Raw genomic sequence first — 26,235 nt, 5'->3', positions numbered from 1 at the left:
TTATGATCAACATTATTTTGATACTCGTTGGCTTTATACTTGTTGTTCTAAATGCTTTTTTCGTAGCAGCAGAATTTGCTATGGTCAAGCTAAGATCAACAAGGGTGGCAATTATTGCAACTCAGTACCCCTGGCGTGGTGTCATTTTAGCCCGTGTACACAAACAATTGGACGCATATTTATCTGCATGCCAGCTAGGCATTACTCTAGCTTCTTTAGGCTTAGGATGGGTAGGCGAACCTGCTTTTGCAAATTTATTATCGCCTTTATTAATATACATTGGTATAACTAGGCCAGGATTGATTGAATTTATTAGCTTTGCTTTCGCTTTTACGTTGTTATCTTTTCTTCATATTGTTATTGGTGAACTGCTTCCTAAGTCTTGGGCAATCAGGCAAAGTGAGCGAATTAGTTTGTGGACAGCTGTACCTCTGTATTTTTTTTATTGGCTAATGTATCCAATTATTTGGCTTCTTAATTCTTGCTCTAATTTCTTTTTAAAAAAACTACGTTTAGATGAAGTGCATCCTGGTGAAGAGTCCCATTCTACTGAGGAATTAAAACTTATACTTCGCTCAAGCCAATTACATGGTGAGCTTACCTCTCAAGAAAGTAATATCTTGGCTCACACACTTGAACTTGCTAAATTACAAGCAATTGATGTTATGTGCTCTTATCATGATATGGTAACATTAGATAGCACTATCTTAGAAAAAGAACTGCTTGCTACATTAGAACGTTATCGCTATAGCCGCTACCCTGTTTACAGTCAGCAAGAAAAGAAAATAATTGGCCTTTTACATGTTAAGGATATACAACCCTTACTGCATAATAAAGATGACAATGAATTAGTAGATTTACGGGCTTTTGCTAGACCTATTCCCAAAATTTCACACAGACTACCTGCTTTAACCTTATTACGTCAATTTCAAAGTGGAATGCCACATTTTGCCTTAGTCTATAATCGCCAAGGTGATATTGCTGGTTTTGTTACGCTTGATAATCTATTACACTTAGTGCTTGGCGTTATTAAAGATGAATTTCATAAAACTCGAGATGCCTGGATAAAACATCCAGACGGTAGTCTGACTGTTAAAGGAAATTGTCCCATATTTGCTTTAGAAAGAGCTTTACAAACACCATTGACACTCACAAGTGAGCAAGAAGAAATTACAACAGTTGGCGGTTTAATTTTAAATCAACTTGGCTCTGTACCAACAATTGGGCAGCAAGTTGAATTTGTAGATTTTTCTGCTGTTATTGAAACGATGAAGAAGGCTAGAATTACCCAGATTAGAATTTTCCCTAAAAATAAAAAAATTTAAAAACATGGATAGATGATGGCTTCGGAACCTTTTTTTATATTATTTGTTATCCTAGTTGCCTTTATTTTTGATTTTATCAATGGTTTTCATGATGCAGCTAATTCAATTGCTACCATTGTTACTACCGGTGTCTTAACGCCAAAGCAAGCTGTTATCTGGGCAGCTTTTTTTAATTTTATTGCATTTTTAGTTTTTAATTTGACTGTTGCTAAGACGATTGGTAGTGGACTTATTGATACAAGTATTGTTGAACCCTATTTAATTCTCGCTGCCTTATGTGGTGCAATTTTCTGGAATCTTGTAACCTGGTATTATGGTTTACCCTCAAGCTCTTCACATGCCTTAGTTGGTGGACTTGCAGGTGCTGCTTTAGCTAAAGCTGGATTAGGCGTGTTAAAGCCTTTAGGCCTTTTTAAGGTATTATCTGGTATTATTATTTCGCCTCTTGCTGGTTTGTTATTGGGATTTTTTTTGACAACCCTGATAAATAAGTTTACTGAGCATCACAATGAACAAGCCCTACAACGCTCTTTTAAAGGCTTTCAACTAATCTCTTCTGCATTCTTAAGTTTAACGCATGGTGGTAATGACGCCCAAAAAACAATGGGTATTATTGCAGTACTGCTATTTTCTTCTTCGTGGCTTGGCGATACTTTTTATGTGCCTTTTTGGGTGGTAGTGAGTTGTCATTTAGTTATTAGTTTAGGTACTTTAGCCGGAGGCTGGCGTATTGTACATACGATGGGGACCAAAATTACTGAGCTAAACCCTCTACGTGGCTGCGCGGCCGAAACAGGTGCCGCTTTTATCATTTTTATAGCTACTGAATCTGGAATTCCTGTCTCTACTACTCATACTGTTACCGGAGCTATTACCGGTACTGGTATAAGCCGCGGCTTAGAAAAGATTCACCTACCTATTTTAAAAAGAATATTTTTCTCATGGTTATTAACAATTCCTGGGGCCGGGATCGTAGCTGCTGCTATTATGTTGCTGCTTAAGTAGCCTATTATTTTAAGCTTTCGACCTCATTAAAAGTTATTAAAAAATAGCTTTAAATAAAGTAGTAATAAATATGCTATATAAGATAGCGCCCAAATAAGCTACTAATAAGCACAAACCATCTTCACCTGTTAAACCCAATCCAAACAAAATGATAAGACCGGCAAAAATAAAATTACTCATAGGGATAGGTAATAACAGAAGTAGACTTAATAGAAGTAACACAATACCATGTACTCTCACCATAATAGGGGAAGTCATAAAGCACAATCGGGGTTTCAATAACTTTTCAATATATTTTAAGTAGGGTAAAGTTTTGTTAATAATTTTAACAAGCTTTTCAGTGTTAACTTCCTTTTCTGATAAGAATTTTGGTAGCCACATTCGATGCTTTCCAATAATAATATGCAATGCAACAAAAACAATGGGAAGTCCAAAAATAAAAGAGAAGCCGGGCACAGCTGAAATGGGAAGAGCACTTGGCAAAGCAAAAAGAACAATGATAAGACCTAATCCTTGCTCACCTAATTCTTTAACAATACTCCCATAGGTCATTTTTTTTTCTTTTACTGCGCTTTCGGCTAATCGCTTTAATGCGCGCGACATCGGGTAAATTTTTTCTTTACTTTCCTTAGCCAAAATAGATCCTTGGTCTTAATTTTTAAGTTCTTGCTTATTTAACGTACTATTAAATTGGCCATAAGCAAAGTAAATAATTAAGCCTATAACCATCCATAGAATAAAGCGTAGCATTGTAACCCATGGTAAGTGGATAACAAGATACATACAACTTATTATACCAAGGACTGGAATAAGGGGCATCAATGGTGTTTTAAAAGGACGAGGTAATTCTGGATGGCGATAGCGTAAAATAATCACGCCTATACAAACTATCATAAAAGCAAACAAGGTACCAATATTAACTAATTCAGCTAAATCACTTATTGGTATTAGGGCGGCAATTAAAGCCATAAGAATGCCACAAATTAAAATAATTCTTACAGGCGTTTTAGAATGAGTGCCGGTATGTGCAAAGAGCTTAGGTAATAGGCCATCTCTGGCCATAGCAAGAAAAATACGTGTAAGTCCATAAAACATAACAAGCATGACTGTCGTTAACCCAGCAATTGCGCCAACACCAATTAAACCTGCAGCAACCTTATGCCCTAAAAGTAACATAGCGTGACTTATAGGCGAAGGTTCATTTAATGAAGAATAATGCACTATTCCAGTTAATAACCCTGAAACAATAATATATAGAATTGTACATATAATTAATGAACCCATAATACCTAAAGGTAAATCACGCTGCGGATTAATCGCTTCTTCAGCCGCTGTTGATACAGCATCGAAACCAATGTAGGCGAAAAAAATTAAAGAAGCGCCATGCATTACGCCTACCCAGCCAAAAGGCATAAATGGTGACCAATTTGCTGGTTCAACATTAATACTTGCTATAATTATGAATAATAATATTACAGCTAATTTAATGAAAACCATTAAATTATTAAATCGCGAACTTGTTTTGACACCCCAAATCAATAAGACAGCTAACAAAAGTATAATACTTGGCGCTAAAATATTAATCCAGCCGCCATCGAATGGTCCTTTCAGTAAATAATCCGGCAAACCAATTCGCATTGTTTTTAATAAATCATTAAAATAACCACTCCAACCAGTTGATACTGCGGAAACAGCAATTGAGTATTCTAAAATTAAATCCCATCCTACAATCCAAGCAATTAACTCACCAAATCCAGCATAGGCATAACCATAAGCACTTCCACAGCCGCCTACTAAAGAAGCTAATTCAGCGTAAGATAAAGCTGAGAATGCACACGCTAATCCAGCCATTACATAAGAAAAAATAATCGCAGGTCCTGCTTGGGTAGCAGCGACTATTCCTGTTAAAACAAAAATACCTGCGCCAATAATGGCACCAACACCAAGAAAGATTAGATCAAAAGCAGATAAGCATTTCGCTAAATGACCCTCGGAATGACTATGCTCAATAATTAATTTTTTACGAAACAAGTCCATGTTATGCTCTCTTTCCTATGTAAATATTAGCTTTATAACAATAGTATGTTAAAGTCACTTTAGCACTAAATATTCTATCTGGGAATTAAGACAAAAATTTAATTGCAAGCTTATGAAACGAGCCCTCATTGTGCTGTTGCTAACATTCTTTTTGCAATATAGCCATGCTGGAGAAATCGAGCATTGTGTAAATTGGCCATATTGGTTCAAAGCTGCTTGCCAGCGGCTTTATCAAGTATGGGAACAAGGAGATAACGAACTCTATTTTTCTGGGTATGCTTGGCATAACCGTTATACTTATAGTGCTAAAAAAATTAAATCTTATAATGAGCAAGCATGGGGAGGCGGCTTAGGAAAAGGTTTTTATGACGAAAAAGGAGATTGGCATGGATTATCTGCTATCGCCTTCCTTGATTCTCATAAAAACATTGAACCAGCAGTAGGCTATGCTTTTTTAAAAATGGCTCATTTCAATGAACATACAAGCATTGGTATAGGTTATTCAATTTTAGTTACAGCTCGCCCTGATATATTTAATAATATTCCTTTTCCTGGCATATTGCCTTGGGCATCCTTTTCTTATCGCCAATTAACCTTATCAGCGACGTATATTCCTGGTGCTGTAGGCGCGGGGAACGTATTGTTTATCATAGGAAAATGGACATTCGCTCATATTTAAACTTGCTAATTAGTTAGTCACTACTTTTATAAATTTTAACATTATTTCTACCTGCTTGTTTAACTTGATAAAGTGCATAATCAGCGTCTGCCAACAACTTAGTAGCAGAATCCTCTTCTCCTCTATAAAAAGCGATACCAATACTTGTGGTAAGCACTAGAGTCAAATCATTAAATTTAAAAGGATCACTTACCTTTTTAATAAGTTTATTGGCTATAACAATAGCATCTTGCTCGGCAGTTAATTCCTCTAAAAGAATGATAAACTCATCACCACCTAGACGAGCAAAAGTATCAGACTCGCGTATACTGCGTTTAATACGAGCACTAAATGCCTTTAATAATTTATCCCCTATAACATGTCCGTAGGTATCATTAATCGATTTAAAATAATCAATATCTAAATACATTAAACCTAATAAACAGCCATGACGTTTTACATGTGCCATGGAGCGCTGTAATATTTCATCAAATGATTTTCTATTAAGAAGTTGTGTTAAATAATCATGATGCGCTAAGTAAGATGATTTTTCTTGTGCTTCATGTAATTGTTTCAAGGCTTTAGTTCTTTCCTTTAAAATATGTTCATTGGCTTCACATAAAATTTGATGTGCCAAACCTGAAGCGATAAAACCAGCCATTAATTGTAATATATGCCTATCTTTAATAGAGAAGGCTTGTGGTTTATCAGATAAAATCTTAAGAACCCCAATAGATTTGCTCTCATAAATTAAAGGGGCAACCACAAGTGAACGTATCCCGAATCTTTTACAAGCTTCACTATTAACACGCTCATCTTGCTTTGTATCTTCTGAATAAAGCACTTCCTTTTTCGCAACGCATAAGCCAGAAATACTGCCTTGTTTATTAAGGCGTAAACCAACATGATTAGCAAGTATGCCTGTTGCCGCTTGATAAACCATTTCATTCTCTTCTACCAATTCTATCACTGTCCCAGTTGCTGGTGTAAGTAATTGGAGTTGTTCAGCAACAAGCTGCATAAATGCATCTAAATTAAAATTTGCTTGTCCTAATAAGGATTGGATTTTAATAATTTGTTTTAAGTAAGCAGATTCTTGCTGCAAACTAGAATTTTTAGCTGATTGCTTTATCCTCATTAATCACGCTCCTTGAAGAGCAGTTTCTCATTTATAAGTTAAACCTAATACGCATAACTCCTTGCGGCTAATAAATTATTTGGAGTAGACGGTTTAAATACCTCATATTTATTTTACTGGTTTAATTTTGCCCTGCAGTCGTTTATTAGATAAACTATCGGCTAATTTATTCTAATTAACGTGAGCTCGACATAAAAGAGACAAAGGCTCTTTTGTGTCGCTAAACGAATGTTATCCGTAAAATGCGAAGCATTTATACGGGATCCAGATTAAATATAACTAAATTAATAGTAGCAGCAAACCTTAATAGCTGCTTGTTTATTATTTTAGATTTAGACAAAAAGGCTATATATTTTTCACAGGAGAGATTTATAAATACTTTATAATCAATAAATTATGATCAATAAGTAAGGTAATAAACGAGGGAAACTCTATGAAAGCTTTAATAAGTGCTGTTTTACTTTTATTTACAAGTTTTACCTGGGCGATTAACAGTAATTTTTTATTTTTACAACAATCAAGCACAGGTGAGCTTATTAAAAATAAAGATCATAGCTATAGCTTAACCTTACGAGATGCACCAACCTATATTAGTTATTTTACTGATAAACCAAAGAAGCAAGCAGGTATTTTACCATTATCGCAATTTATTGAATTATTAACTGGTAAAAACATACGTAATCACTTCTCTACTATCCCGCCTAATGCAACGATAGTTATGATATCAAACTCTGGCCAATCACAAAATTTTATTGCTCTTCTATCAAAACCACATTATGTAGAGAACGCTACTATTACCTATCAATTAAAAATAATGAGCAAAGATCCAATCCTTACTGGCAATATGAAATACATTAATATGTTTATTGATGATGTGCATTGGCAGCCTAATAGAATAACTAATTAATGTAAGTTTAAAAATTTATATTATCTTTTTTTATTGTATGCGCTTGTTTCTTGCTTATAGCGATATAAAAATTTGATACCGTAAAATAATCACGGTATCAAACAAAGTTATTGAATTATTGCCTATCTATGAGGGTGATAAGAGTGGTTATGAGTATGGGAATTATGGCAATCTTCTCGAGGATCCCGCCTACTATGGTTTCTAAGAGGTGAATTGTAATGTACAGGTGCATGCGTATGATAAGTTGTATAGTTATGCGGATTAGAAGTAGGCACTATAATTTGCTGCGGCTGTAATGCTACAGGATATTGGTGTTGGTGGTGATGATGGTTCCTATTGTCTTGAGTAACGACAACTGTAGGTGTTGGAACAGAATTTAAGCCAACTAAAATAGTACTAGTTGATTGTTGCGGATAAGTAGGTCTGCTCATTTTAGTCCTCCAATGTCTAAAGAACAGACTATATAATTAATTTTACAATTATGCAACATTCTTAACATAATTGTAAAATTCAAAAAGCTTACCTCTCTAATTAACTTTAACCACGCTCCACCTACTTTGAGTCTAAACGTTTAATTAAAAAACAATGATGAATACGTTTATTACGTTTAAAATCAAGATCAATTGTCTCTGCAGTAATATTTTGCACTTTATATTTTTCGTTAATTGCAGCAAGCAATTTAAATTGGCGAAAATTAGTTGAAAAATACAAGCTACCGTCAGGAGTAAGTAAGCGCATTGCGCTATCAATTAATGTCTCTTGATCGCGCTGGATATCTAAGGTAGTCGTCATTCGTTTGGAATTAGAAAAACTAGGGGGATCAAGAAAAATAACATCAAATTTATCACGAGCAGTTTTTAGCCAAGTTAAGCAATCTGCTTGAATAAAATGATGTTGGGTCAGATTTAAATTATTTAACTTAAAGTTTTCTTGGGCCCAATTAAGATACGTTTTTGACAGATCAACATTAGTCGTTAGAGCACCTGCTAGGGCTGCATGTACACTAGCCGTAGCGGTATAACAAAAGCAATTTAAAAAGCGTACACCTTTTGCTAAGGTAGCAAACTTTAAGCGTAATAAACGATGATCTAAGAAGAGACCCGTATCTAAATAGTCATAAAGGTTAACTTTAAATTTTGCTTGTCCTTCATTAACTATGATTGTTCGCTTTGTTTGGTTTATTTTTTGATACTGGTCTGTTCCCTTCTGCTGCTTGCGTTGCTTAACAACTAATTTATCGGCAGCAATTCCTAACACCTTCGGCACAACCTGCATTACTTCTAAACTTCTTTTTTCTGCTTTATGCGGCGCGATGGTTGCAGGCGCTGCATACTCTTGTAAGACAGCGTAGTCATTATAGATGTCTATAGCATATGCATATTCAGGAAGATCTGCATCATAAACACGGTAACAGCTAACTTGCTCACGCTTGGCCCACTTTTTTAGGTGCTGGTAATTTTTTTGTAAACGATTGGTAAGCATTTGAGCGCCACTTGAAAGAGTGGCTGCATTGGCATTATTTTTTAAGCGATTTTCGGTATTTAAACTTAAGCAATATAACTTACATTCTAAAGGCCCATTAAAAAAAGTATATTGCTTGACAGCACGTAATCCTACTGCTTTAGCTAACATAGGATTAGAAGTTAAGAAGGCCATTTGCCAACCCTGAAAGGCGCTATAAGCTATTGTACCTATTTGTTGATACAAAGGAATAAGTTGCGTAGCATCCGCTAAACGTTCTCCATAAGGCGGGTTACAGATAAGCAGTCCATGTGCACTTTCTGCACGACAATCTTTAATAGCCTGTTGGGTAAAGGAGATTAATGGCAATACACCTGCTCGCTCTGCATTAGCTTTTGCATGAGCAATTAACTTAGGATTTGTGTCTGTTCCTTTTAATTTAAATTTAGCAGGCTTAACTTGAGTAAGGGCATGAGCACGCAATTTTTCCCATAAAGTAGGTTGATGCTTAACCCAGTAAATTAATGATTGATCTTGACGCAGTAATCCTGGCGCAATATGACCAGCTATCATGGCTGCTTCAATAACTAAAGTGCCTGACCCACAGAAAGGATCATGAAAAGCATAACCTTTAGCCGCTAACTGTGGCCAATTAGCACGCATTAATAATGCAGCCGCTAATGTTTCCTTTAAAGGCGCCTCACCTGATTGCAAGCGATACCCACGCTGATGAAGGCTATACCCTATCAAATCAAAACTTACAGTTAATACATCATTTTTTAAATGAGCATGCAAACGAATCTGGGGTTTATCTTTATCCACGGTAGGGCGCTGTCCGCTTAATTTGCGAAAATGATCGACAATCGCATCTTTAATAACTTGAGCGCCATACATAGAATTACGTATATGTGTTGAAGTACCATGAAACTCGATAGCCAATGTTTTATCAGCTGTAAACACTGTTTGCCAAGGGAATTGATGACAAAGTTTATATAGACTTTGTTCTTCAAAAACCTGACCACTAAATAAGATCAATTGAACTCGATTGGCAAGGCGAGACCATAAACATAGTTGATAAATCATAGCCTCATTTGCTTCCCCATAAACACCCTGAGGACTAACCCGCGTAACTTGTAATCCAATCGTTTTTAATTCCGCTTCAAGCAGATATTCTAAACCTTTTGCACAACTAATAAATAAAGAATAATTCATTATAGATAAGACCTTAACAAACGAAATAATGCCTTGCTTGCTCCCTTAGGTTGTCCCTTTAGTTTTTCATCCGTGGCTTTTTTAATTGATTGACGCAAAGATTGCGGATCAGCATTTGGGTATGCATTAATAAATTCAGTAAGTGCAGATTTACCCTCTGCAATTAAGCGATCTCGCCACTGTTCTAATTCATGAAATGCAGCGGTTTTAGCACTTTCATCTGCTTTTATTTCTGCATAAGCTGCAATTATGGTCTCACTATCTACAGAGCGCATTATCTTACCAATAAGCTGAGTTTGTCGCTTTAAAGCACCGTGACTTTTAATCGATTTCGCATCAATTATCGCTTGGCGTAAATTATCGGGCAAGGGGAGAGCAGCTAATTTTGCTTCAGATAAAGACATTAATTCCTCACCAATATCCTGCAGCGCATGCGCTTCTCTTTTCCGTTGCGATTTACTTATAAAATCATCTGTCATCAATAAACCTTTTTAATTGTTTAATCGGGTACCACAGGCTGTAAACCTGCCTTATCAATTAATATTCTCACTTGTTGAGCTATTATTTTATGGACAGCTGTTGTGGGATGAACTTGATCCCAAAAAACATAACTTCCACATTGCATCTCTTCATTTTTTTTATTTGCAGGTAACAAATTATACAAATAACTGGTTAAAGCTGCCTCATACAATTGAGGATTATCTTTTATTAATAGCCATTCTGTTTGCGTGAATTTTGGTGAATGGGCTTTTAAGCTTGCAAATAAGGTTTCATCATCAGGTTTTAATGTAGTAAGCCAACCTGTATAACTGCCTAAATAACAAGGCTCATCTGTGTTTATAAAACCGTAATCTTCTGAATGATCAATAGATCGATTAAAAAAATTATAAGCATCAAAATAAAGAAATAAAACGTCAGGATATTTTAGTTTTAATTCTTCAATGCGAGCTGTTAATTTACTATTATGAGTTTCAGCTAAATAAGTTAATAACCATTGTCTTGAGGAATTTTTAGCATGAGGCAAGCGAGCTAAATCTGGCAGATTAATTAGCACAAATTTATTACCGCCCTTCGCAATCAACCGCTCTACAGCATTGCCAATGGCATTTACAACACCAGTTGTTAAATCCTCGACATTCGTTGGTTCATTAATATAATTATTAGCGCCAATCCAGATAGTATATAAGGTAGTATCTTTTCTACCGTAAGTATGCCAATAAAAGTAATTGTTTAATTCTGCCGCAAGTGTAAAAGGTAAATTTTCTTTATAAGAAAGCACAGCCCCTGCCCCTCCTACGGCATAATCTTGAAAGCCTTCTGTATAGTTTTCAGGAAAAAGATCAGCATAAAGATATTCAACCCATATAGGCCCATCACTAAAACGACCTAAATAATAAGGTGGTGACCAAGGTAAATAATGCCACATGTAATTATATAAATTACCATTATCTGACAAGCTATCACCAAAAATTACCATCGTATCAAAGCGATTATTAAATGCATAAATATTGAACGTTAATAAGAGACTAAAGCAAAACATTATTATTTTTTTCATGGATCATCCTTAAATCACTAAATACAAAAGTTAACTAACGTGAATTCGACATAAATTAGATTTGCTATAGTTTATGTCGAATTTAGTTATATTTAATCTGGATCCCGTATAAATACTTCGCATTTTACGGGATAACATTCGTTTAGCGACACAAAAGAGCCACGTCTCTTTTATGTCGAGCTCACGTTAATTATAAGCTCGCTACCTGTCCTTAACATACTTTTACTCTAAGCACTCAATTTTCGTATAAGAAATTTGCACTTTAGTTAAGTAACTAACAAAAACGATAAGAGCTTTTTTGACTAAGGTCAATAATATTTATTGTTAAAATTAATCCACTACAGTCAAAGACATTGTTGCTTTAGCTTCAGCTTGCAAAGACTTATTATAAAAATAAGTTCTACTAATTGCATATAAATTATAGATCATGATGCAAAGTAGAAGGGAATGTAACCAGGTAACAGTCAAATGAGTAAATACTTGTAATGTTAGTAAAACGCCAACGCATCCTGCGATACTTAAAATTAATGTTTTCTTTAAAGGAATTTTATTTTGTTGCAAAAATACAAGGGTAGTGAGAGGCTGCTGCATAGCGCCAGCAGTTGTCATGATTGGAAAAGCGACCAAGGGAGATACATTTAATAAGAATAAAATACCTTGCACCATAACAAATAAGCCTATACCAACGGACGTTAGGCCGCCGCAAATTACCATAGCAATAAACGCTATTATTAGTTTCCAACCATGTAATGCTACTAAATCGCCGCCAACAGGCATAATACGTAATTGATGACAAATAAGTAAAGCAATGATAACACCAAAGCAGCACATCATACCTAAACGTATTGCTTGCTTACTTAATCGACTAACAATAGTGCCGCCAATTAAGCCACCAATACAGGCACCAATGACCAAGGTTAATAATGTATTCAAATCAACATCAATAAGTTTCATAAAGAAAAATGATTCAATGACGCCGGGAATAACTTGAGCACCATTATTCACAGCTGGTAATTGATCATCAGGAAATGTATTTAATAACTTAGCTAGTGCAACATTAACAGCAAAACTACCTATTCCTAGCGTATCTGCAATAAAGGCGATAATACCACTGCCAATTAATTTGATATAATCTACTACTGATAAACTTACAGAACCCTGCTGCTTTAACTTATAAAACATGCCTATAACACAGACTAAACTCAGCAGCAAAATGATATAAAATATTAATGTTATCGCCATGACACTCTCATATAGATTTAATCGTAATAAATGAAGCTGCAGAGGATTTAAACCTTGTTAATGACGATTAGCAGCCCTGTGTGCACAGTGATTATACATCATTTACTCAGCGGAGCCAAGATAAATTTAGTTAAAAATTATACTTTGAGGGCATTTTTAGAACAAAATAGAGCTTACTTAAGGAAAGTCGTCTTGAGCAAATAAATTAAAAACGTTGATTACGAAAGTCATCTAGGGCTTGCATAATTTCTTCATGTGTATTCATTACAAAAGGTCCTAAACGCGCAATAGGTTCCTTAAGCTTTTTAGCTGCAATAAGTAAAAAGTGAGCATCTTCTTCAGTCTTAACAGTTAAATTTCTACCAGAACTTAAAATAGCTAATTGATTTTTTTCAATATTTTTACCTGCAATACTTACGCTTCCAGCTAAATTAAATAAAATAGATTGATGAGTATCTGCAATAAGAGTAGTAAAATGGGTATCAATAGGCAATTTAATATCAAGAAATAAGGGCTCTGTTGCAATACCCTTAATGGGTGACTCAGTACCATCTATTGTTTTGCCAGCAATGACTTTTATTACGGCACCATTGTCATGGTGCTCTATAGGTAATTGGCCTGCTGTATATTCCTGATAATGCGGAGGCGACATTTTAGTAGCAGCAGGTAGATTTAACCATAATTGTAGCCCTGTTAATTTACCTTCAGTTTGAGCAGGCATTTCAGAATGAATAACGCCCCTCCCCGCTGTCATCCATTGCACATCGCCAGGACCAATTAGACCTTGATGTCCATGGTTATCCTCATGTAGTAAATTACCTTGCAATAAATAAGTAATAGTTTCAAACCCACGATGAGGATGGGCTGGAAAACCGCCTAAATAATCTAAAGGCTCACTGCTATCGAAAAAATCAAATAACAAAATAGGCTCATAGTGATTGGTTTGCTCAAGGCCGATGTAACGATGTAATTTTACGCCAGCGCCTTCACGCATTAATACACCATCTAAACATTGACTAATCTCTATTTGTGACATAACCAGTTCCTAGTTTCAAAATACTGGAATTAGACAATCATTTATAAGATTAGTTGTTTTACTTAATTAAACTAACCTTGAATAGCTTTCTTTAAAGAATTAATTGTCTGGCCGCCATACAAGGCTTCTCGAAAATTTCCAGCCGGGTCAAAAACAAAGGTCGCTGGAACACCTCGTAAATCACCTAACTTTAACATAGCGCGTGGATCATGAGCTAAGCTTGGATAATTTATATTTAATTTTTTAATTAATCCTAGTTGTTCATGGTTAGATAACTCATCAAAATTGACAGCGAACAAATAAATTTTGTCTTTGTTAAGTTGATAAAATTGATTTAACTCTTTAATTTCATCTAAACAAGGTTGACACCAACTTGCCCAATAATTAATTAAAACCCATTTCCCTTTTAAACTGGTAAAAGGAATTTTTTCACCATTAAGAGTGGTAAGCACTGCTGCATAACTTGCTGTAACACTAAGAAGAAATAATCCAGTAATTAAAATTTTTAAACGCATGGTTAAGCCCTAGTAATAAAAGACAATCTCATATCGCTGCCTTAAGTTTTATCTTTGTCCAACGTTTAGGGGACAGCGCTATAGAGTGCTTAATTAAGATTATATTTATCTGCAAACAACATACGCTTTTGTGTCTGCGTTAATTTAGCAGTTACATACCACCCATCTTCATCTTCCCTGACAGTCTCATTTACTATGGCATCCAACTCATACAATTGGGCACGTAAGCGAGCCTGACTTGAAGGTATAAAAAACTCTTCCTCTAATGCAACACCTTGCAATTGAGTTGCAATAGCTTCCAACAATAAATTGACACCTGCTCCTGTTTTAGCTGAGAGCCAAACTTTGCAATTATTTTTTTGCCAATCAACTTTAGGCTGCCAACCCTCTTGTTGATCAATTTTATTAAAAACTTGAATAATCGGAATATCTGCTGTATCAATTTCTGTTAATACTTTTTCTACAGCACTAACTGTATCACGCCAATTCGGATCAGCAATATCAATAACATGCAAGAGTAACTCTGCTTGTTCTGTTTCTTCAAGCGTTGCTCGAAACGCCTCAACTAATTGATGTGGTAAATCTCTAATGAATCCTACCGTATCAGCGAGAATTATAGAAGCAGAGCCTGAAAGTTGCACTTTCCGCATGGTAGGATCTAGTGTTGCAAAAAGTTGATTAGCAGCATAAATATTTTCGCCAGTTAGTGTATTAAATAAAGTTGATTTACCAGCGTTGGTATAACCAACTAAAGACACTGTTGGCATGGCTGCCTTTTTACGTGCTCGTCGATTTTGATCACGATTTTTCCGAACTTTTTCTAATCGTTTATTAATCGTCTTAATACGTTCACGTAATAAACGTCTATCTGTTTCAAGCTGAGTTTCGCCTGGACCTCGCAACCCAATACCCCCTTTTTGACGCTCAAGGTGAGTCCAACCACGGATTAAACGAGTTGATAAGTGTTGTAATTGTGCTAGTTCAACTTGTAGTTTTCCTTCAAATGTGTGGGCGCGCTGAGCAAAAATATCAAGAATAAGTCCACTGCGGCTTACCACTCGACATTGTAACAATCGCTCAAGATTACGCTCTTGTGAAGGCGATAGATCATGATTGATTAAAACAAGTTCGGCATTATGTGTAAGAACTTGTTCACGAATCTCTTCTGCTTTACCAAGGCCAACATAATATTTAGCCTCCGGCGTATAGCGTGCGCCTTGTACGCAAGCAACAATTTCAGCCTGCGCAGATAGTGCAAGCTCTTTAAATTCGGATAATGCTTGCTCAGTATCTAGTCCTGGTAAAGCCAATTGCACCAAAACGGCACGCTCACCGCCTTGCGGACGTTCAAACAAAACTCATACCTCATCTATTTTAAAATTAAAACAAATCAAATTTTATCATGCTAAGTTACAGCTTAGCACTAAATTCATATTATGAATAAATAATACAGCCAGTTTATTATTTATAGTTATCTTTTTATAAAAGAAAATTAACTATTACCTGGCTGTTGTTCTGACTCATTTTCTTCATTAAACGGTAGTTTAACTAACTTTGAAGGTACCACCGTAGAAATTGCATGCTTATACACCATTTGTGTTACTGAATTCTTAAGCATAACTACATATTGATCAAAGGAATCTACCACACCATGTAATTTAATACCATTTACTAAAAAAATAGATACTGGCACTTTTTCTTTACGTAATTCATTAAGAAAAGCATCTTGCAACAAATTAATTTTAGACATTGCCCTCTCCTTTTTATTCTTGTTGAGGCAACAACACTCATAGCTATCATCGTCCGTTTTGGCTAAAACTTAAGTAATTTTTATCTAGCTTTTTTAAACTTGACTTGCATCTCTAAGTGATTTGGTTACTATAATAACCTTCTTCACTAAGAAGTTTGGCTAAGTTAAGCCATAGGTTAATAGATATGTAAGCAGTTCTATTAAGGTCGCTTTTAAATAGACCTCTTATATAACCTGTTTATTTTTTGTGAGTGCAAGGCGTAAGGTTTTTGAGGAGCGGAAGTTTACATGGAGTAAATAAGCACCGGAGAAAAGCTTGCAACATAGCAATCGCGTAAAATAAACAGGTTATATAAGAGGTCTAATAAGTAAATCGAAATAAACTCTACCAACATATCTCATTTTATCGCAGCAGGATATCTACAAAAGGAGAGTGAGATGCCTAAGTACACCGTAGAAGAATTAAAAAACCTATCTAACCCCTACAAAGAGTTATTTGAAGATAGTGATACGATGGCTGAAAATCGCGATAGTCTAGAGCAGTTAGGCTATCAAGATAAGATTAGCGTAGCTACTAAAATGGTTTTAGCATGCCCAAATAATCAATTACGTTCACTTAGTTTAAAATCAGAAGAACTACGCCATCATCAAGAGACTGAGGAATCCTTCCATCGTGTATTAAGCCGAGGCTTAGAAGTACGTCACCGTATTCAAGCTATGGCTGATCAGCAAAATCCTCATCCACAAAATAATTTATTAGGCAATGAGTTTAATGCTGACTTATTTAATGAATTTAGAGATTTAAAAATTCAATTAACTGAGCAAGAATTAACAGATCTAGTCAATAACTTAGTTCTTAAAACGCCTGATAATCAAATACAAGAATTAAACCAAAATGTTCGCGCAGGCCTATCAGAAACTAAACTTGGGCCAGCTTTAGGTGAAGCTTTTGTGCTTAAAAGACTATTAACTCTATTACAAAGCTCAGAGCCACATCTGGCATTCACTAGTTCAGATTTCAATCCAGCTTTATTCCACAAACATCCACGTCTAGTAGCATCTTATTTAATTGGTCGTGAAGCAGAAATTGCTCAACGGCTAGCTAATAGTAACGAAAGAGCTGCTATTAACTCAGGCTTAGAACAACTTAAACCGCAGGTAATGAGTAATGCAGATCCTCTAAGCATACTCTATTCTCAGTTCCAAACGGCTAATGTTATGGCAGAGGCTGCTAAACAGCATCAAATGACTTCATCTTATGTAAATACTAGTAATATTACACCGCAAGAAATTAAGGAAGTTAAGCCTGAAATAGCGCAAGAAGTTAGAGAAGTTAAACCAGAAACAGCAAAAACAACTGAGCCATCCAAGGTTAGTAATAGTCGCTATGGCAAGTTTGCTCAATTAAAAGATAAATTCAATACCCTAGTACATAAAAATCATGAACATGATGAAGAAAATGCGAATAAATCTAAATGTAGGCCCTGTAATATTATGTAGTTATTATTTTTACTTAGATGCCTGTTAAGGCATCTAAGTTTTGTATTCTTCAATTACTTTTCCCTTTTAAAATGTGTATAATTACCTCTTTTGTTGCCCAAATTTAAATCATGAATCTGAAAAAAACTTACGATATTATTGTTATCGGTGGTGGTCATGCTGGTACGGAAGCGGCACTTGCAGCTGCACGACTTGGTGCTGATACTCTCTTACTTACGCATAACCTCGACTTATTAGGTCAGATGTCATGTAATCCTGCCATTGGTGGCATTGGCAAAGGACATTTAGTTAAAGAAATTGATGCCCTAGATGGCGTGATGGCTTTAGCCGCTGACCAAGCAGGTATTCAATTTAGAATTCTTAATGCCTCGAAAGGCCCTGCTGTTCGTGCTACGCGTGCTCAAGCAGACCGAGTTCTTTATCGGCAAGCAATTCGCCAGTACTTACAAGCAGAACCTAATCTTACTCTATTTCAACAAGCAGTTGATGATTTAATCATTAGTGGTGATAGAGTAACAGGTGTGGTAACTCAAATGGGGCTAACCATTCATGCTCGCGCTATTGTCCTTACAGTAGGTACTTTTTTAGGCGGGAAAATTCATGTAGGTATGCGACAATATGCCGGTGGACGTGCGGGTGATCCTCCTGCAAATGCGCTAGCACAAAAGCTACGGGATTTAAATTTACCAGTAGGACGTTTAAAAACGGGGACCCCTCCTCGTATTGATGGACGTAGCCTTGATTATTCTAAAATGGTGGTTCAACCAGGTGATATGCCGACTCCTGTTTTTTCCTACTTAGGCAATGTGACTTTACATCCGCAACAAGTTCCATGTCATATTACACATACAACTGAACAAACCCATGAAATTATTCTTGAAAATTTACATCAGTCACCGATGTATGCTGGTATTATTGAAGGCATTGGACCACGCTATTGTCCTTCTATTGAAGATAAAATTGTTCGGTTTGCTGATAAACTTTCTCATCAAATTTTTGTTGAGCCAGAAGGGTTAACTACGTCTGAAATTTATCCTAATGGTATTTCAACAAGCTTACCTTATGAGGTACAAATCCAATTTGTACGTACAATTAAAGGGTTTGAAAACGCGCACATTACTCGTCCAGGTTATGCCATTGAATATGATTACTTTGATCCTCGTGGTTTAACATCTTTTCTCCAAACAAAGCCTATAAAAAATTTGTTTTTTGCAGGTCAAATTAATGGTACCACAGGTTATGAAGAGGCAGCTGCGCAAGGTATTATTGCCGGTTTAAATGCCGCTTTATTAGTACAAGAAAAACCATTATGGTCTCCACGTCGTGATGAAGCTTATATTGGTGTATTAATTGACGATTTAATTACCTGCGGTACGCAAGAACCCTATCGTATGTTTACCTCTCGAGCTGAATATCGCTTATTATTACGTGAAGATAATGCCGATCAACGTTTAACAGCAAAAGGTTATGAATTAGGTTTAGTAGGCGAAGCACGTTGGCAGGCTTTTAATATTAAACAAGAAGCAATTAAGTCGGGGCAAGACAAACTTTACAATACTTGGGCACGTGTTAATGATAATGCCTCGCTTGCGCCTATCCTTACTACACCATTACAGCATGACTGCAGAATGTCTGATTTAATTAAACGGCCTGAGGTAAACTATCAAAAGTTACAATCTATCGATAGCTTTCAATTGCCTGTTCTTGCTGATGAGGTAGCTGAGCAGCTAGATATACAAAGTAAATATGCTGGTTATATTGAGCGGCAACAGATGGATATTGACCGTCTACGCAAGCATGAAGCAACAGCGATTCCTGCTGATTTTAACTATGCTGAAGTCTCAGGTTTATCAGCTGAGATAGTACAAAAATTAAGTCTAATAAGACCTATAACTATTGCACAAGCAGGCCGAATTTCTGGTGTAACGCCCGCCGCTTTATCCTTACTGCTCATTTATCTTAAAAAGCATAAGGCGCCAGCATGAGCTTGCAGGATAATACAGAACGATTATTAGAATCGGGATTAAAACAGTTAGGTTTAACTATTAATCCTGATTTATTAATTCAGTATCTTCTGCTTTTATCAAAATGGAATCGCACTTATAATTTGACTGCAGTGCGTAATCTAGACGATATGGTCATTAAACATTTGTTAGATAGCCTTGCCATCTTGCCGTGGATTTACGGAAAAAGAATAATTGATGTAGGAGCAGGAGCAGGTTTACCAGGCATTCCTCTAGCCATTGCTAACCCTAGTTTAGAAATTGTCCTTCTAGATAGTAATGGTAAAAAAGTTCGTTTTATGCAAGAGGCAAAACGATTATTACATCTCGATAATGTTATAGTGGAACAATCTCGGGTCGAAACCTATCGTCCAACGCTAGGTTTTGATACAGTTATGAGCCGAGCTTTTAGTAGCCTTGCTCAAATGATAACCTGGACACAACAATTAGTTGCGCCTTCTGGAATATGGCTCGCCATGAAAGGTCGTTATCCAGAAGATGAATTACAAGGGATTAGCTTTCCTTATCAAGTTAAAGCATATAGCATACCAGGCTTAGAAGGTGAACGCTGCTGCGTAATTATAAAGAATAATAAAACCAAGGAATAAAAATATGGCGAAAGTTATAGCAATTGCCAATCAAAAAGGTGGTGTAGGTAAAACCACAACCGCTATCAACTTAGCTGCCTCTATTGCTGCAAATCGCCAGCGAGTGCTGCTTGTTGATTTAGATCCGCAAGGAAATGCCACCATGGGTGTTGGCGTTGACAAAAATACCCTCGTACATACTTGTAATGACGTTATTTTACGTGATTGTTTAGCGGAACAAGCATGCCTTACGACGGCATGTGGCTTTGATCTAATTCCAGCAAATGGTGATTTAACTGTAGCTGAAGTTAGTTTAATGGAAAGAAATCATCGAGAAACATTTCTCTTAAAAGCATTACAAACAATCCGTGATTCCTACGACGTTATATTAATTGACTGCCCTCCTGCTTTAAATACTCTTACTATTAATGCACTTGTTGCTTCAGATTCAGTAATTATTCCAATGCAATGTGAATATTATGCGCTTGAGGGTTTAGCAGCTTTATTATCAACAATTGAACAGGTTAAAAGCTCGGTAAATCCACGCTTACAACTAGAAGGTATCTTACGAACAATGCATGACGCTCGCAACCGTCTATGTTCAGAAGTATCCAAACAATTAATACAACACTTTGGTAATAAAATATATCGCACCGTTATCCCTCGTAATGTTCGTTTAGCAGAAGCACCTAGTCATGGCATGCCTGCAATACAATATGATAAAACATCTGCTGGAGCTAAAGCGTATATGGTGCTTGCCATTGAAGTTATTAAAAAACAATCTGTTACAATTTAAGGGGTAATTTATGTCTATCAAACGAGGAGGTTTAGGGCGTAATTTATCAGCTTTACTTAGCACACCCGCGCCAAACCTTATTTCTAATACCAGCAAAAATGAAATAATAATTAAATTAGCGCTTGATTGCTTACAGCCTGGTAAATATCAGCCGCGTTCAGCAATAGATGATTTAACATTGCATGAATTAGCTAGTTCTATTAAGCAACAAGGGTTACTACAGCCTATCCTGGCCCGCTCTCTCGTTAATGGAGCCTATGAAATTATTGCTGGTGAAAGACGATGGCGTGCTTGTCAATTAGCTGGTTTAACTGAGGTACCAGTTATTATCAAACAAGTAGATGATGAAACTGCTATAGCCATGGCTTTAGTTGAAAATTTACAGCGCGAAAACTTAAGCCCTTTAGATCAAGCTCGCGCAATGGCAAGATTGATTGAAGAGTTTGGTTTAACTCACCAGCAAATTGCAGATCTTTTATCTAAATCTAGAGCCGCAGTTAGTAATTTTCTTCGCTTGTTAACACTTTCGCCTGAAGTGATGAGGTTACTTGATAATGGCGATTTAGACATGGGGCACGCGCGTGCTCTACTTATTCTTGATGAAGAAAAGCAAATACAAGTTGCTAACATCATTATTGCTAAAAATCTTTCTGTAAGGGAAACAGAACAGTTGGTAAACCGACTCAAAGAAGAGGCTGATAAATTACCTCAGCCTAACAGCCGTGAATCATTACCGCAATTTTCATTAATTTATTCACATTTAGAAAAATTAAAAGAGCATTTAAATACCCAAATTAATGTTAAACATAGTAAAGCGGGCAAAGGCTCCTTAGTTATTCACTATAATTCCTTACAAGAATTAGAAACAGTGATTGAGCAAATTATCAGTTAAAATTAGTTCGACAGCAAAGATATACTCTAATTTTATGTCAAACTAATTTATTTATAATATTTGGTAAATAAGGCTTAAGTATTATGATATAAAAATGATTTCTTTAACAACTTTATAGCCGTAAGTGTATAAAGCGAAATTTTAAATCTGACTAAGCAATCGATCGGATTTAAAGTTTGGTTGCGACAAATGCAGCTGTTCGGCAAATAGAGCTGAACAGCCGCCACTTTATAACCAATAGACGAACACAAACAAGAATAACCACACCACGTCGACAAAATGCCAATACCAAGCCACGGCTTCAAACGCAAAATGACGTTCCGGCGTAAAATGCCCTTTTATACAGCGTATGAGAATCACTATTAGCATAATAGTACCAATAGTAACATGTAGACCATGGAATCCTGTAAGCATAAAAAAGGTCGTACCATAAATACCAGCATCTAGGGTTAAATACATTTCTGTATAAGCCTCATGGTATTCATAGGCTTGTAATGTTAAAAACAAAATACCTAGCGCAATCGTCAATGCCATACCAACGATAAGTTGCTTTCTTTTATTTAATTTTAAAGCCCAATGTGCCCAAGTAATGGTAGCGCCTGAGGTTAAAAGAATTAAAGTATTTATCGCTGCTAATCCCCAAGCACCCATTGCCTCATTAGCGCCAGCAAAAATTTGATTATTTGGATTCATCAGCAAAGGCCAAGTTGCTTTGAAATCTGGCCACAATGTATAGTGAGTCATAGGGTGTATTTCACCACCCAACATGGGTACAACCCAATAGCGGGTATAAAATAGAGCGCCAAAAAAAGCACCAAAAAAGCAAATTTCAGAAAAAATAAACCACGTCATTCCCCAACGAAATGAGTGGTCAACTTGCGAGTCATATAATCCTTTTTGATTTTCATAAATCACCTGGCCAAACCAGCCAACCATCATACCAATAAGTATTATAAAGCCTAAGGTGAAAATATAGGGCCCATACCAATCATGATGCAACCATGATGCTGCGCCCACTAAGGTTGTTGTAAGCCCTATAGAGCCTACTAAGGGCCAGTGACTAGGTTTGGGAATGTAATAGGTGCCATGCGCTCCCATAAATTAATTCTCCTATTATCTCTATCTCTTTTAACTTAAACTTTATTAGTTAATCACCCGGTTGGTTACATCAAATAAAGTGTAGGATAAGGTTATTGTTTTTACCTTTTCTGGTAAATCGGTATCTAAATGAAACAACAAAGGCATATTCATTGCTTCATGGCCATTTAAGGTTTGTTGAGTAAAACAAAAACATTCTGTTTTCTTTAAATATTTAGCCGCAATTCCTGGAGTTACACTTGGTATAGCTTGTACTGTCATACGAAAATTGCTTTGATTCTCAGCATAAAAGGCAAGCTTGGCAATTTCACCTGGATGTACTTTAATCTTTTTTGTTTTCGGATAAAAAGCCCAAGGTACACTACTATTATTTGTGGCTACAAACTCAACGGTTATCTCTCTATTTTTATCAATCGTTTTATCAGTAGCTTCATATGCCTCAACTTGACTATTGACTTTACCGTTAATTCCTAAGGTTTGGCATAAGCGATTATAGATTGGTACTAATGCAAAACCAAAGGCAAACATACCAAGCGTAATAAAGCTTAGAATAATAGTTAATCGCGTATGTCGTTTTACCACTAACTTATTCCTCTATATAACTATTTTCTATTAACTTTTTAAGTAGTAAGTTAATCAAAAAATATCCTCTTGTTAATCAATTTTTGGAGGTATCGTAAAACTGTGATAAGGAGGTGGCGAAGATAAAGTCCACTCTAGGCCTTGTGCTCCTTCCCAAACTTGATTAGTTACTTTATGGCCTCTACGGATTGTTCTAATAACATTATAGAGAAATAATAATTGAGCAAATCCAAAAACAAAGGCACCTATTGATGAAATCATATTAAAGTTTGTAAACTGCAAAGCATAATCTGGAATACGTCTAGGCATACCTGCCAATCCTAAAAAATGCATTGGAAAGAAGGCAACATTAACAGAAATAACCGATAGCCAAAAATGCCACTTACCTAAGCGCTCATTGTACATATGGCCTGTCCATTTCGGTAGCCAATAATAAGTCGCGCCAAGAAGTGCAAAGATGACGCCAGGCACTAATACATAATGAAAGTGGCCAACCACAAAATAAGTATCTTGATATTGATAGTCAGCGGGAACAAGCGCCAACATTAAACCGGTAAAACCACCTATAGTAAATAAAAACACAAAAGCAACTGCAAAGAGCATAGGCGTTTCAAAAGTCATAGCACCCTTAAACATCGTGCTTACCCAGTTAAACACCTTAATGCCGGTAGGCACAGAGATTAACATCGTCGCATACATAAAAAATAACTCTGCACCTAACGCAATGCCGGTTGTAAACATATGGTGTGCCCAAACAATAAATGATAAGCCAGCAATAGCAACCGTTGCGTAAACCATGAAATGATAACCGAATAAAGGTTTACGGCTAAAAGTAGGAATAATTTCTGATATTACTCCAAATGCAGGTAATACCAATACATACACTTCTGGATGACCAAAAAACCAAAAAATATGTTGAAAGAGAATAGGATCGCCACCACCTGCTGCTTCAAAAAAGCTAGTGCCGAAGTGTCTATCAGCTAGCATCATCGTTACAGCTCCAGCTAATACTGGCATAATTGCAATAAGTAAAAAGGCTGTAATTAACCAAGTCCAAACAAACATGGGCATTTTCATTAAAGTCATGCCTGGCGCTCGCATATTTAAAATAGTCGCAATAATATTTATCGAGCCCATAATAGAGGAGATGCCCATCATATGAATGGCAAAAATCATAAAGTCAGTACTGGGCGGAGCAAATTTAGTAGATAACGGTGCATACATTGTCCAGCCAAAATTGGGCCCACCACCGCTATGAAATACCGTGGAACCTAATAAAGCAAATGCAAAAGGTAATAACCAAAAGCTCCAGTTATTTAAGCGAGGTAATGCCATATCCGGCGCACCAATCATCATGGGAATTTGCCAATTAGCCATACCTGTAAACGCTGGCATAACGACCCCGAATAGCATCATTAAGCCGTGGAGAGTAACCATTTGGTTATAAAAATTTGGATCAACAAATCGATGTCCGGGTTGAAATAATTCAGCTCGAATTACAAGTGCCATAGCGCCTGCAACAAAAAAGCTAATCATAGCAAGCCATAAATAAAGAGTGCCGATATCTTTATGGTTAGTAGTAAACAACCAACGTTTTGCAAATCCTAAAATACCTCTGCCTTGCTCAGGCCCATGATCATGATGATCATCAACATTGTGGGTTATTACTTCACTCATCGTAAACCTCCAGCTTGAGCTTTATTTACCATTTTAGGTTCTTGACTATTACCTTGCCGAACGCTTAAAACATCAGCAGGTTGAATAATATCACCGGTGTTATTTTCCCATGCATTACGCTCATACGTTACAATGGCAGCAATTTCCTCATCAGTTAACTGATCTTTAAATGCTTGCATTGCTGTGCCAGGGACGCCATTTAAAACAATGTCTATATGTCTTGAAATTGGCTTACCTACCGCAACTGAACTACCTTTTAAGGGCGGATATACAGGCGGCATTCCTGTTCCATCTGCCTTATGACAAGCAACGCAAACTTGTTCATATTTAGTTTTACCTGCTGCCATAATTTCTGCGTTAGTCATGTTTTTTTGTACTTGCGTATTAGTGGCCGTGCTGGAATATTGATCAGCAACTTTAGGTTGCTGGTTAACCCATTTTGTAAAATCTTCATCATTAACAGCTTGTACTACAATCGGCATATAAGCGTGACCTAGGCCACATAACTCAGTGCATTGGCCTCGATAAACACCGGGTTTTTCAATTCTCGCCCACGCCTCATACATAAAGCCAGGCATGGCATCGCGCTTAACACCTAATTTAGGTACCCACCAAGAATGAATAACGTCATTAGATGTAACAAGAAAGCGGATTTTTTTATTCACAGGCAAGACTAAAGGCTTGTCTACTTCCAACAAATACCATTGTCCTTTTTTATCTTTATTTTCAATTTGATTAAATGGGGTAGCTAGATTACTAAAAAAACTAATCCCTTGGTCTAAATATTGATATTGCCATTTCCACTGATAACCCACGATCTTAATTGTAACGTCAGCCTCTGCCGTATCTTCAAGATTTAGGAGAATACTTGTCGCTGGAATTGCTAAACCAACTAAAATAAGGAATGGAACGATAGACCAAAAAATTTCTAAGCGACTATTATGTATAAATGTTGCTGGCGCATAACCCCGAGATTTCCGATGATAGATAAGGGAGTAAATCATAACGCTAAAAACAATTATTCCAATAATAGAGCAAACAATCATGGCAATATTATGTAAATTATACATATCGTTACTTAATGGAGTAACACCTCTATGCATATTTAACTGCCACTCATTTCTGGCCATTGCCTCTGAGCTGATTATTAATCCAGCCAAAAGGGTAAGCACTTTACTTACCTGAAACCTATTTAGCATCCCCATCCTCACCTTATCATGAGCCATAAACTAACCGCAGTTATGGCTTAATGTTTAAAT

Annotated in this window: 25 protein-coding genes; 9 read left to right on the top strand and 16 right to left on the bottom strand. The window is 36.3% G+C overall.

The genetic code is table 11. The annotated features are described in order from the left end of the window. Window positions 1-2: 2 nt before the first annotated feature. Both DYH30_RS00600 and DYH30_RS00595 read left to right on the top strand, forming a co-directional pair. Window positions 3-1,325, top strand: a complete 1,323-nt coding sequence (locus DYH30_RS00600) for a hemolysin family protein (RefSeq protein ID WP_115329534.1) — start codon at window positions 3-5, stop codon at window positions 1,323-1,325. Window positions 1,326-1,340: 15 nt separating this feature from the next. Continuing rightward, the gene (locus tag DYH30_RS00595; RefSeq protein ID WP_115329532.1) at window positions 1,341-2,330 is read left to right on the top strand and encodes an inorganic phosphate transporter; all 990 of its coding nucleotides are present in this window, start codon (window positions 1,341-1,343) and stop codon (window positions 2,328-2,330) included. Between the two features lie 36 nt (window positions 2,331-2,366). Here the strand turns inward: DYH30_RS00595 and DYH30_RS00590 are convergent, their stop codons facing one another. Next, on the bottom strand, window positions 2,367-2,966 hold the full coding sequence (locus DYH30_RS00590; RefSeq protein WP_115329530.1) for an exopolysaccharide biosynthesis protein: 600 nt from the start codon (window positions 2,964-2,966) through the stop codon (window positions 2,367-2,369). Between the two features lie 15 nt (window positions 2,967-2,981). Beyond that, the gene (locus DYH30_RS00585; RefSeq protein ID WP_115329528.1) at window positions 2,982-4,367 is read right to left on the bottom strand and encodes an amino acid permease; all 1,386 of its coding nucleotides are present in this window, start codon (window positions 4,365-4,367) and stop codon (window positions 2,982-2,984) included. A gap of 112 nt (window positions 4,368-4,479) precedes the next feature. On the opposite strand from DYH30_RS00585, the gene pagP reads away from it, so the two are divergent. After that, the gene (pagP, locus tag DYH30_RS00580) at window positions 4,480-5,046 is read left to right on the top strand and encodes a lipid IV(A) palmitoyltransferase PagP (RefSeq protein ID WP_115329526.1); all 567 of its coding nucleotides are present in this window, start codon (window positions 4,480-4,482) and stop codon (window positions 5,044-5,046) included. A gap of 13 nt (window positions 5,047-5,059) precedes the next feature. On the opposite strand, the gene DYH30_RS00575 is transcribed toward pagP, so the two are convergent. Next, complete coding sequence (locus tag DYH30_RS00575) at window positions 5,060-6,163, bottom strand: sensor domain-containing diguanylate cyclase (protein WP_115329525.1); 1,104 nt, start codon at window positions 6,161-6,163, stop codon at window positions 5,060-5,062. A gap of 433 nt (window positions 6,164-6,596) precedes the next feature. On the opposite strand from DYH30_RS00575, the gene DYH30_RS00570 reads away from it, so the two are divergent. Then, a complete protein-coding gene (locus DYH30_RS00570) occupies window positions 6,597-7,070 on the top strand; it encodes a hypothetical protein (RefSeq protein WP_115329524.1) in 474 nt (157 codons plus the stop codon). A gap of 122 nt (window positions 7,071-7,192) precedes the next feature. On the opposite strand, the gene DYH30_RS00565 is transcribed toward DYH30_RS00570, so the two are convergent. From DYH30_RS00565 to hfq, 9 genes are all read right to left on the bottom strand, one after another. Further along, window positions 7,193-7,501, bottom strand: coding sequence for a hypothetical protein (locus DYH30_RS00565; RefSeq protein ID WP_115329523.1), 309 nt, complete (start codon window positions 7,499-7,501; stop codon window positions 7,193-7,195). A gap of 121 nt (window positions 7,502-7,622) precedes the next feature. Continuing rightward, entirely contained in the window at window positions 7,623-9,743 is a 2,121-nt protein-coding gene (gene rlmKL / locus DYH30_RS00560; protein WP_115329522.1) for a bifunctional 23S rRNA (guanine(2069)-N(7))-methyltransferase RlmK/23S rRNA (guanine(2445)-N(2))-methyltransferase RlmL, read from the bottom strand. Next, window positions 9,743-10,222, bottom strand: coding sequence for a ribosome biogenesis factor YjgA (gene yjgA, locus DYH30_RS00555; RefSeq protein ID WP_115329521.1), 480 nt, complete (start codon window positions 10,220-10,222; stop codon window positions 9,743-9,745). Before yjgA ends, rlmKL begins: the two co-directional genes overlap by 1 nt. Before the next feature lie 20 nt (window positions 10,223-10,242). Then, window positions 10,243-11,298: an SGNH/GDSL hydrolase family protein gene (locus DYH30_RS00550; protein ID WP_115329520.1), complete on the bottom strand. Its 1,056-nt coding sequence runs from the start codon at window positions 11,296-11,298 to the stop codon at window positions 10,243-10,245. 330 nt (window positions 11,299-11,628) lie between these two features. Beyond that, window positions 11,629-12,540: a sulfite exporter TauE/SafE family protein gene (locus DYH30_RS00545; protein ID WP_115329519.1), complete on the bottom strand. Its 912-nt coding sequence runs from the start codon at window positions 12,538-12,540 to the stop codon at window positions 11,629-11,631. 205 nt (window positions 12,541-12,745) lie between these two features. Continuing rightward, window positions 12,746-13,576 (bottom strand): pirin family protein, encoded by an 831-nt coding sequence (locus tag DYH30_RS00540; protein WP_115329518.1) that lies wholly within the window; start codon window positions 13,574-13,576, stop codon window positions 12,746-12,748. Window positions 13,577-13,647: 71 nt separating this feature from the next. After that, the gene (locus DYH30_RS00535) at window positions 13,648-14,091 is read right to left on the bottom strand and encodes a TlpA family protein disulfide reductase (RefSeq protein ID WP_115329517.1); all 444 of its coding nucleotides are present in this window, start codon (window positions 14,089-14,091) and stop codon (window positions 13,648-13,650) included. A gap of 89 nt (window positions 14,092-14,180) precedes the next feature. Further along, window positions 14,181-15,446 (bottom strand): ribosome rescue GTPase HflX, encoded by a 1,266-nt coding sequence (hflX, locus tag DYH30_RS00530; protein ID WP_115329516.1) that lies wholly within the window; start codon window positions 15,444-15,446, stop codon window positions 14,181-14,183. Between the two features lie 137 nt (window positions 15,447-15,583). After that, the gene (hfq, locus tag DYH30_RS00525; RefSeq protein ID WP_115329515.1) at window positions 15,584-15,841 is read right to left on the bottom strand and encodes an RNA chaperone Hfq; all 258 of its coding nucleotides are present in this window, start codon (window positions 15,839-15,841) and stop codon (window positions 15,584-15,586) included. A 438-nt stretch (window positions 15,842-16,279) separates the two neighbouring features. On the opposite strand from hfq, the gene DYH30_RS00520 reads away from it, so the two are divergent. The 5 genes from DYH30_RS00520 to DYH30_RS00500 all read left to right on the top strand — a co-directional run bounded on the left by DYH30_RS00520 (window position 16,280) and on the right by DYH30_RS00500 (window position 21,619). After that, window positions 16,280-17,341, top strand: a complete 1,062-nt coding sequence (locus DYH30_RS00520; RefSeq protein WP_115329514.1) for a hypothetical protein — start codon at window positions 16,280-16,282, stop codon at window positions 17,339-17,341. A gap of 110 nt (window positions 17,342-17,451) precedes the next feature. Continuing rightward, on the top strand, window positions 17,452-19,326 hold the full coding sequence (gene mnmG / locus DYH30_RS00515) for a tRNA uridine-5-carboxymethylaminomethyl(34) synthesis enzyme MnmG (RefSeq protein WP_115329513.1): 1,875 nt from the start codon (window positions 17,452-17,454) through the stop codon (window positions 19,324-19,326). Between the two features lie 2 nt (window positions 19,327-19,328). After that, a complete protein-coding gene (rsmG, locus tag DYH30_RS00510; protein WP_165482140.1) occupies window positions 19,329-19,952 on the top strand; it encodes a 16S rRNA (guanine(527)-N(7))-methyltransferase RsmG in 624 nt (207 codons plus the stop codon). 4 nt (window positions 19,953-19,956) lie between these two features. Further along, the gene (locus DYH30_RS00505) at window positions 19,957-20,727 is read left to right on the top strand and encodes a ParA family protein (protein WP_115329511.1); all 771 of its coding nucleotides are present in this window, start codon (window positions 19,957-19,959) and stop codon (window positions 20,725-20,727) included. 10 nt (window positions 20,728-20,737) lie between these two features. Further along, complete coding sequence (locus DYH30_RS00500) at window positions 20,738-21,619, top strand: ParB/RepB/Spo0J family partition protein (RefSeq protein WP_115329510.1); 882 nt, start codon at window positions 20,738-20,740, stop codon at window positions 21,617-21,619. Between the two features lie 228 nt (window positions 21,620-21,847). Here the strand turns inward: DYH30_RS00500 and DYH30_RS00495 are convergent, their stop codons facing one another. The 4 genes from DYH30_RS00495 to coxB all read right to left on the bottom strand — a co-directional run bounded on the left by DYH30_RS00495 (window position 21,848) and on the right by coxB (window position 26,175). Continuing rightward, window positions 21,848-22,717, bottom strand: a complete 870-nt coding sequence (locus tag DYH30_RS00495) for a cytochrome c oxidase subunit 3 (protein ID WP_115329509.1) — start codon at window positions 22,715-22,717, stop codon at window positions 21,848-21,850. 45 nt (window positions 22,718-22,762) lie between these two features. Beyond that, window positions 22,763-23,299: a cytochrome c oxidase assembly protein gene (locus tag DYH30_RS00490; RefSeq protein ID WP_115329508.1), complete on the bottom strand. Its 537-nt coding sequence runs from the start codon at window positions 23,297-23,299 to the stop codon at window positions 22,763-22,765. Between the two features lie 72 nt (window positions 23,300-23,371). Next, the gene (ctaD, locus tag DYH30_RS00485) at window positions 23,372-24,976 is read right to left on the bottom strand and encodes a cytochrome c oxidase subunit I (RefSeq protein WP_115329507.1); all 1,605 of its coding nucleotides are present in this window, start codon (window positions 24,974-24,976) and stop codon (window positions 23,372-23,374) included. Continuing rightward, window positions 24,973-26,175 carry a cytochrome c oxidase subunit II gene (gene coxB, locus DYH30_RS00480; protein ID WP_115332455.1) on the bottom strand — a complete coding sequence of 401 codons (1,203 nt, stop codon included), beginning with the start codon at window positions 26,173-26,175 and terminating at the stop codon, window positions 24,973-24,975. The genes ctaD and coxB overlap by 4 nt, the downstream gene beginning before the upstream one ends. Window positions 26,176-26,235 lie beyond the last annotated feature (60 nt).

This window comes from Legionella busanensis (assembly GCF_900461525.1).
In the GTDB taxonomy this organism is placed as follows: domain Bacteria; phylum Pseudomonadota; class Gammaproteobacteria; order Legionellales; family Legionellaceae; genus Legionella_C; species Legionella_C busanensis.
The sequence above is the reverse complement of the archived record's forward strand: the minus strand, read 5'-3'. Positions and strand labels throughout refer to the sequence as shown.

Bases quoted from the DNA above. Each gene is read 5' to 3' on its own strand.
- DYH30_RS00600 (WP_115329534.1), top strand. From the start codon at position 3: ATGATCAACATTATTTTGATACTCGTTGGCTTTATACTTGTTGTTCTA.
- DYH30_RS00595 (WP_115329532.1), top strand. From the start codon at position 1,341: ATGGCTTCGGAACCTTTTTTTATATTATTTGTTATCCTAGTTGCCTTT.
- DYH30_RS00585 (WP_115329528.1), bottom strand. From the start codon at position 4,367: ATGGACTTGTTTCGTAAAAAATTAATTATTGAGCATAGTCATTCCGAG.
- pagP (WP_115329526.1), top strand. From the start codon at position 4,480: ATGAAACGAGCCCTCATTGTGCTGTTGCTAACATTCTTTTTGCAATAT.
- DYH30_RS00575 (WP_115329525.1), bottom strand. From the start codon at position 6,163: ATGAGGATAAAGCAATCAGCTAAAAATTCTAGTTTGCAGCAAGAATCT.
- DYH30_RS00570 (WP_115329524.1), top strand. From the start codon at position 6,597: ATGAAAGCTTTAATAAGTGCTGTTTTACTTTTATTTACAAGTTTTACC.
- DYH30_RS00565 (WP_115329523.1), bottom strand. From the start codon at position 7,501: ATGAGCAGACCTACTTATCCGCAACAATCAACTAGTACTATTTTAGTT.
- rlmKL (WP_115329522.1), bottom strand. From the start codon at position 9,743: ATGAATTATTCTTTATTTATTAGTTGTGCAAAAGGTTTAGAATATCTG.
- yjgA (WP_115329521.1), bottom strand. From the start codon at position 10,222: ATGACAGATGATTTTATAAGTAAATCGCAACGGAAAAGAGAAGCGCAT.
- DYH30_RS00550 (WP_115329520.1), bottom strand. From the start codon at position 11,298: ATGAAAAAAATAATAATGTTTTGCTTTAGTCTCTTATTAACGTTCAAT.
- DYH30_RS00545 (WP_115329519.1), bottom strand. From the start codon at position 12,540: ATGGCGATAACATTAATATTTTATATCATTTTGCTGCTGAGTTTAGTC.
- DYH30_RS00540 (WP_115329518.1), bottom strand. From the start codon at position 13,576: ATGTCACAAATAGAGATTAGTCAATGTTTAGATGGTGTATTAATGCGT.
- DYH30_RS00535 (WP_115329517.1), bottom strand. From the start codon at position 14,091: ATGCGTTTAAAAATTTTAATTACTGGATTATTTCTTCTTAGTGTTACA.
- hfq (WP_115329515.1), bottom strand. From the start codon at position 15,841: ATGTCTAAAATTAATTTGTTGCAAGATGCTTTTCTTAATGAATTACGT.
- DYH30_RS00520 (WP_115329514.1), top strand. From the start codon at position 16,280: ATGCCTAAGTACACCGTAGAAGAATTAAAAAACCTATCTAACCCCTAC.
- mnmG (WP_115329513.1), top strand. From the start codon at position 17,452: ATGAATCTGAAAAAAACTTACGATATTATTGTTATCGGTGGTGGTCAT.
- DYH30_RS00505 (WP_115329511.1), top strand. From the start codon at position 19,957: ATGGCGAAAGTTATAGCAATTGCCAATCAAAAAGGTGGTGTAGGTAAA.
- DYH30_RS00500 (WP_115329510.1), top strand. From the start codon at position 20,738: ATGTCTATCAAACGAGGAGGTTTAGGGCGTAATTTATCAGCTTTACTT.
- DYH30_RS00495 (WP_115329509.1), bottom strand. From the start codon at position 22,717: ATGGGAGCGCATGGCACCTATTACATTCCCAAACCTAGTCACTGGCCC.
- ctaD (WP_115329507.1), bottom strand. From the start codon at position 24,976: ATGAGTGAAGTAATAACCCACAATGTTGATGATCATCATGATCATGGG.
- coxB (WP_115332455.1), bottom strand. From the start codon at position 26,175: ATGCTAAATAGGTTTCAGGTAAGTAAAGTGCTTACCCTTTTGGCTGGA.